Origin of the sequence: Fibrobacter sp. UWOV1, assembly GCF_900142495.1 — a bacterium.
Lineage (GTDB): Bacteria > Fibrobacterota > Fibrobacteria > Fibrobacterales > Fibrobacteraceae > Fibrobacter.
The window spans coordinates 83,238-89,682 of record NZ_FRBA01000011.1; the positions used below are offsets into that span (position 1 = coordinate 83,238).

Below are 6,445 nucleotides of genomic sequence, written 5' to 3' on the forward strand. Positions count from 1 at the left end.
GGTTACTTCTCCGATTCATCAGCCTTCTTGCTGATGATATCGATCAATTCCGCAAAGCTCTTGGTCTTGAGGATTTGCGAGAACTGGTCCTTGTAATTGCGGGCGGTAGAAAGATCGTCAATGACCAGATCCCAGGCCATCCACTTGCCGTCCACCAGGCTCATCTTGTATTCCAGAACCGATTCCTTGCCCTTGTTCCAAAGGTGAGCGACCACGCGGGCTTCGTTATCCTTCTTCATCTTGGCGGGTTCGTAAATCGTGGAGTCGGCACGGTAGAGTTCCAGGCGCTTGGCGCTGGAATTACGAACCATGCGCTGGAATTCGGCAACGAACTTTTCCTGCGAGGCGGCATCCTGGGCATCCCAATCCTTGCTGGACAAGGATTTCTTGGCGAGCAGGGCGAAATCGAAGGAATCGCTGAGCAAGCTCTTGACGCGTTCCGTTTCCTTCGCATTGCGGCTAGACTTCTTCAAGAGTGTCTGAAGTTCGGCATCCTTTTTCTTGATAGCGGCAACCGGATCTTCGGCAGCAAAGGCGACCAAAGAGGCACATGCGATGGCAATCAAAATCTTCTTGAACATTTTCTTCTCCTTTAAACTCACTGATTCATATAAATCGTGTGGAATTCCTTCAAAGACATCCCAATCTTTGCAATCAGCTGGGCGAACTCCACATTATACGAACATACCGCAAAATAGTAATCTTTTTGCATGGTAATATTTTGCGTATAAGCCGAAACCAAGTCACCCGTCTTTGATTTGTCCAAATCGTACTGCATGGCAGCGCCCTTCAAAATGCCTTCGGAAGCGCGCAGGCTTTCTTTCATGGCATCAAGTTTTTCCTTGGCGGCAACTACCTGGTAATACTGTTCTTCGGCCTTGGCCATTAAGCCTTCCGAAGCGTAAGATTCTTTCAGTTGAAGGCCGCGCATATCTGTACGTGCGGAACGATAGCCTTCCCAGTTTTTCCAGAAATTCAAGTTATAGCGAACACCCACACCCAAAACGCCATCGAGTTTATTCACGGCATCTTCGGCAAAAGCGTTTTTCTGCAAGATACTTCTGTTACCGGCCCAGCTCTTCACGTATTCAATTTCGCCCATCACGAAGAATTCGGGGGCAAGCTTCGCTTCGGCCAAGTCCATCTGAATACGGCGGGCGCGAATACCGGCCGAGAGTTGGCGCAGTTCCGGATGGTATTTCAGTGTCATGCTGCGCACTTCGTCAAGCGAGGGCAATGGTTCTGTGCGCGGTGCCAAAATAGAATCCTCTGCCACAAAAGAATCGTTTTCATCCATTCTCAGCGAAAAACGAATGGCGAGCATCACACGCTTCATACCCAAATTGGCTTCGGTGACGCCTTCCTTGACCGTATGCATTTTGGCCTTCAGGTTCAAGAGGTCCATCTGCGACACGTTCGGGTCGTCATCGTCCAGCGCTTCTTCCAGCTTTTCGTAAGCGTCATCTACCTTGGACTGCGCATCGCCTGCAATGCGGATCATTTCTTTTGCCAGGAGGTAGTTGTAGTAGTACGTCTGTAGTTCCACATCCTTTTTGTGAATCTGGTTCTCGATATCAAAACTTTTTTGCTGCAGGTCGGCTTCTAGAGCCATTTTACCGGCACGGTACTGGCCCAGATTCAAAGGCTGGATAAATTTCGCCTGGACACCCCAGAATGGACCCATTTTGGTAAAGTCATAAACTTCGACCGTATCGCCGTTCTGCAATTCATTCTTTAAACCGGGGGCCGGCCCCACCATCATGCCCACATAAAAAGTCGGCAAAATGGCTTCGGATTTCAGTTTGCGGATCTGGTTTTTCTTCGCTTCGGTGCCATATTTGAGTTCTGCCACCTGCGGATCCGCCGCAAGACCCTCTTCCACGAACTGGTCAAGACTATACCGGATTTCACCGGCAAGCACACTTGTGACCAAGAAGAGGACTGCGATTACACGAAACATGAGTAAAATCTAGTAAATTTAACGACAATTTACTTACGACTTATCTGTCGGAACCGCCATCTTGTCTTAAAATTCGAGACTCATCAGGTTCCGGTATTTGGAAATCACGTGCTCGTAATATTTGGTCGGCAAAGGCTTGCCCGATTGAAGCATCCGGTCTACCGCGGAATGTCCTAAGTTGTATGCAATCAAGGCGTCTTTCCAGTTGCCGTACCTAGAAATGAGTCGAATCAAGTAAGCCGTTCCCACAGTCACGTTGATTTCGGGCCGGAGCAAGTCCTCTTCGGTTTCGATTTGAAGCCCAAAGGGTTCACCCATTTTCTTGGCGGTTTCAAGCTTGATTTGCATTAAACCCAAGGCTCCCGAAAACGCACCGGACTGTTTACGGCCGCGCGCATTGGGGTTGCCACGGCTTTCTTGCGCGACCACCGCCAAAATAAGCAACGGGTCCGTGACATAAGACCTCGAAATCTGCCAAAGCTGTTCCGTCAGCATTTCGCGCTGGTCTTCACTCAGGCGGCCTTTTGAAAGATAATCCAGCGCACGGCTGATCTTGACATAGTCAATCGTCCACTTTCCCCAAGCGCTCAGCTGTTCGAGCTCTCCGCGCAAAATGGACTCTTTAACGGCAAGTTCCCGGATTTCAGCCTGGCGCGCATGCCAGTGAGACACAAAAAGCCCCAACGCCCCGAAGCAAAGCACCAGGGCAATCGCAAACGTGAGCTTGGATATGCGAACGTTACTTTTCACGCCTTGTATTCTCTAGGTATTCCAAATAGCTCACCCAATCCTGAATGAGCCCGAAGGAACTGAGCCTTGTCGTATCTTGCACCACACCTAGCTTGCGGAGCGGCCCAATCGAAGATTCTAGCTTGTCGATTTCTTTAATGTAACGTTCCTTCTGGTTCTGAAGAGCAATGATTTGCGCCTGTTTGTCAGAAATTTCATGGCCCTGCGACGAGATGATTATGAACAAGGTAATCATCCACCCAAGAATCAGCGATATGAGCGCAACGGCGACACCCGAACTCACGGTAATGCCCGAGCGCAGCCCGTAATGCAGGCCGATTTGCTGCAGTTGCTTCTTGGTACCCGACTTCTTGTACGCCTTGCGGTTCTCGTAGACATCGAAGATGCTCAAATACTTCGAAAAATAATCGTGGAGTTCAGCCGATTCGAAAATCAGGATCAGCGCCGACTTTTGAGCTTTGACGCGGTTCAAGAGTTCCAGGAACACTTCCAGGTAGCGGTCGCTAGTGAAATGCGCATTCTGCAAGTTCAAGAAGTAGAAGCAGCCCGGGCCTTCGACGAGCATATCCAGCTTTTCCTTGACCGCCGACAGCTGCGGCAAGCCAAGCGAACCGGACAATGTAAGTTCCACATCGTTTCCGCGAGATTCCACCTGTATGTCAATCAAGTCTGACTTCATCGATTACCTCTTGGAAATTTTAACCGTCATGAGCACAGAGAATTCGGCCTCGCCCGCTAGATTCATTTTCCAGAACGGGAACACGCGAATACCTTGCAGGGCTTCCGGGGCGGCTTGCGCAGACGCTCCGAAAATCGGCGACACCAAAACAGAAGTTTTTTTCTCAAAGACAAGCTCGATTCTAGAAGTAGTCGTCTTGTCCGCAATTTCAAAAGAGCATGCATCCGGGAAAATGAGCGGGTCGCGGAAATTGAATTTGAGCGGGACGCCGTCAATCAAGATGTCCTTGTCCGTATGGCCGCAGGCGAGAAGCCCCGTGTCAAGCAAAGTCCCGAAGAAGCCCTTGATCGTTTCGGGAGAATTGTTCAAGAGCTTGTACTCGACCGAGAACTGCGAACCCGTAGACGAAAGTTCGAAATTCTTTTCGGCATGGATCGCGAAAGTCTGGCCGCCATGCACCAAATGCTGATCGGACAACAAGGCGATATCGGTACCCGCATCATGGCGCTTGATTTGGTAATCGTACGCGGCCGTCAGCATCCCTTCGCGGTCAGACAGGATCTGGTCCAGCTTTTCGGCCTTGAGTTCCACGTTGGGAATCATGAAATCCAAAAAACCGACAGCCGGATTTCCGTCGTCACGCCAAGCCCCCAGTACACTATTTTCGGCATCCTTGGCATTCAAGATATTCAGAATGCCGCCGTCGCGATAATTCAGCAAGAAGGAGTACGAATGGTTTTCGGCCCAAATGCTCTTGTAGCCTTCAAGCATAAAGTCGGCAATATCCAGGCGGATTCCATCGAACGAGACGAGATCGGTCAGGCGGTTTGCGGCCTGCAGCAAAAAACGAGTGCCCCACCAACGGACCATCGGCGTACGCATGCCTTCGCTATCCTGCATGTCGCGATAATAGATAGGCGACATGGCTGGCAAAAGCATTTCGAAGAAATCATCGCGTTCACGGCCCTTGAGCAACGCCGCGGCACGGCGGAACTGGGCCAAAAGCATTTTGTGAAGCAGGTTGACTTCGGGTCTACGAATCAGAAGTTCACGACAGGTTTTCGCTGCCGCAGGCAAGCCGATCTTTCGGCCTGACGAAAGCAAGAAGCTCACACGGCCTTCGGCATTCTGTTCAGTGACAGCACTTGCAACCGTTTTCGTCGAAATTTCGTTCATTTCGACAAACTCGATCAAACGTTCAAAGAATGGGATAATATCGCCCGGCTGCGGAGGAATATTCAAGCCGACAACAGCAGCCTTTCCGCCACGACAATACGGTTCTGCAATCTGTTCCCACTGAAAATCATCGTTCGAAATGGCATCGGACAATTTCTGCGACACTGGGACCACTCGCATGAGCGAGCCCTTGTCTTCGACCGTATACCAGCCCGAAACGGGAGTCGTACGGCCAAGCGCATCCTGGAGCGAAGCCTCTTGCACTAGCGCATATTCAAAGCGGTGCTTTTCGAGGAGTTCGGTCATTTCCATTTCCCACACCATCGAGGAGTTGAAATAACCGGAAGGCTCGATGCCGAAATATTTCCACAGGAGCTTACCATGCTTCTTGAGTTGCATGGACTGCAGTTCTGTCGGGAACAACGGGAGCATCGGGTCGTAAAAGCCACCTCCCAGAAGTTCAAGCGAACCGTCTTCGATTGCGCGGCGCAGTTTGCCTAACATAAGCGGGCGCGGAACCTTGGTGGCCACCTCAAGAGTCGGACCGTCCAGGAACAGCGAAAACTTCACCTTGCCCGAATCGAGCATCATGCAGACGCCCTTCAGCAAATTCTCTACAACAGATTCAAGCTTTGCATACGCCGTCGATGGCGGCAACTGCAACACAAACGATAACGTCGGTTTCATGTGGTAAAGGATAGAAATTTTTGGCAAATCCATGAAAAAAGGGAGAAGAGTCTCCCTACTTTCAGCCACAACTCAGCCTGCTCCGCACGCAAACAGGGATTCGGCCTTCGGCCTCTAATGTTTGCTTAGCGGACAGGCTATTGCCGTGGCTTACAGTACCCACTCGCCTAAGGGTTTCACCCCTAAAACCCTATCCCTTTATTGCAAAACTGACTTTATAACCGTAACTAGTCAATTTTTTTATTACCGGAGCGAGATTCTTCAAAAGAACTCCTTTTCTCGAAACAAGCATTATATTATCACGATCTTCTTTTTCTTGCAATCCACGTCTAAGACGAATATCTTCTATATACTTCCACAAATCATCCTCATTCATAAATTCGTGAAATGTTCTTCCATCCGTCAGACCTGTTTCATTTAAAAAGACTACATAAGAGATATCATCACCATCGCGTTGTACAGTCAATGATAAATCAAGATATCTCCTAGCACGCTCTATTTGCAATTCCTTATCCCTTTTATGCCTTTCATTTACCGTCATCTGACTTCTTTCGGGCAATCTCCAACTAAATTGCTCTCTGAAATTAGAGCCTATAACATACTGAATTGATGTATAGCCATTAAAACCCGATGTCGACGCAACCTTATAAAAAACATCATAAGGAAGATTGTCGTCAATATGGAATCTTATTTCAGAATTTCCATCGGGAGGAATATTCTTCTTCAAAGCATCTTCTTGTTCAATCCTTCTTATTTTCTGCAATTCATTATCAATCGGCAAAATTAATAAATCGTCAAGATTCAAAATATCTGCAGAAGTCTTACCGAGAACCTTACCATTCAACGAATATACATCAGCCCTTACATCCAAAACAATTTCACCAGGTTTTGAAGACAAGAATTCCTTTTCCTCGTTGCAAGCAACAAGAAGAAATAGGAATGCAAACAAACTAATCAGACGCATATAGGAGTAAATATAATCAATAACATCCCCTAGCAGGCACGAGAAGCCGATGCTGACCTTCGTCAGCATGACGCGGGCGAGGAATGCGTATAAAAAGAAAAAGCCCCTTCCACTGTTTACAGTGAAAGGGGCGCGAATCCAGCGGCGACCTACTCTCCCGGGCCCGTGGGCCAGGTACCATCGGCGATGAGGGGCTTGACTTCCGTGTTCGGAAAGGGAACGGGTATGA

The 6,445-nt window shown here is 48.9% G+C and carries 5 protein-coding genes and 1 rRNA gene; all 6 read right to left on the reverse strand.

Features of this window, described 5'->3' with window-relative positions; translation table 11 throughout:
- Window positions 1-2: 2 nt before the first annotated feature.
- Complete coding sequence (locus BUC02_RS13360; RefSeq protein ID WP_073323320.1) at window positions 3-581, reverse strand: MlaC/ttg2D family ABC transporter substrate-binding protein; 579 nt, start codon at window positions 579-581, stop codon at window positions 3-5.
- Between the two features lie 17 nt (window positions 582-598).
- Complete coding sequence (locus BUC02_RS13365; RefSeq protein ID WP_073323322.1) at window positions 599-1,960, reverse strand: TolC family protein; 1,362 nt, start codon at window positions 1,958-1,960, stop codon at window positions 599-601.
- A 66-nt stretch (window positions 1,961-2,026) separates the two neighbouring features.
- A complete protein-coding gene (locus tag BUC02_RS13370) occupies window positions 2,027-2,710 on the reverse strand; it encodes a transglycosylase SLT domain-containing protein (protein ID WP_073323324.1) in 684 nt (227 codons plus the stop codon).
- The gene (locus tag BUC02_RS13375; protein ID WP_073323326.1) at window positions 2,700-3,389 is read right to left on the reverse strand and encodes a hypothetical protein; all 690 of its coding nucleotides are present in this window, start codon (window positions 3,387-3,389) and stop codon (window positions 2,700-2,702) included. The genes BUC02_RS13370 and BUC02_RS13375 overlap by 11 nt, the downstream gene beginning before the upstream one ends.
- A gap of 3 nt (window positions 3,390-3,392) precedes the next feature.
- Window positions 3,393-5,252: an alpha-amylase/4-alpha-glucanotransferase domain-containing protein gene (locus tag BUC02_RS13380; protein ID WP_073323338.1), complete on the reverse strand. Its 1,860-nt coding sequence runs from the start codon at window positions 5,250-5,252 to the stop codon at window positions 3,393-3,395.
- Window positions 5,253-6,352: 1,100 nt separating this feature from the next.
- Window positions 6,353-6,445: ribosomal RNA gene (gene rrf, locus BUC02_RS13390) — 5S ribosomal RNA — on the reverse strand; the annotation flags it as partial.

What these genes read in the sequence shown, in the direction of transcription:
- BUC02_RS13360 (WP_073323320.1), bottom strand. Translation starts at nt 581, where the DNA reads ATGTTCAAGAAGATTTTGATTGCCATCGCATGTGCCTCTTTGGTCGCC.
- BUC02_RS13380 (WP_073323338.1), bottom strand. Translation starts at nt 5,252, where the DNA reads ATGAAACCGACGTTATCGTTTGTGTTGCAGTTGCCGCCATCGACGGCG.
- BUC02_RS13365 (WP_073323322.1), bottom strand. Translation starts at nt 1,960, where the DNA reads ATGTTTCGTGTAATCGCAGTCCTCTTCTTGGTCACAAGTGTGCTTGCC.
- BUC02_RS13375 (WP_073323326.1), bottom strand. Translation starts at nt 3,389, where the DNA reads ATGAAGTCAGACTTGATTGACATACAGGTGGAATCTCGCGGAAACGAT.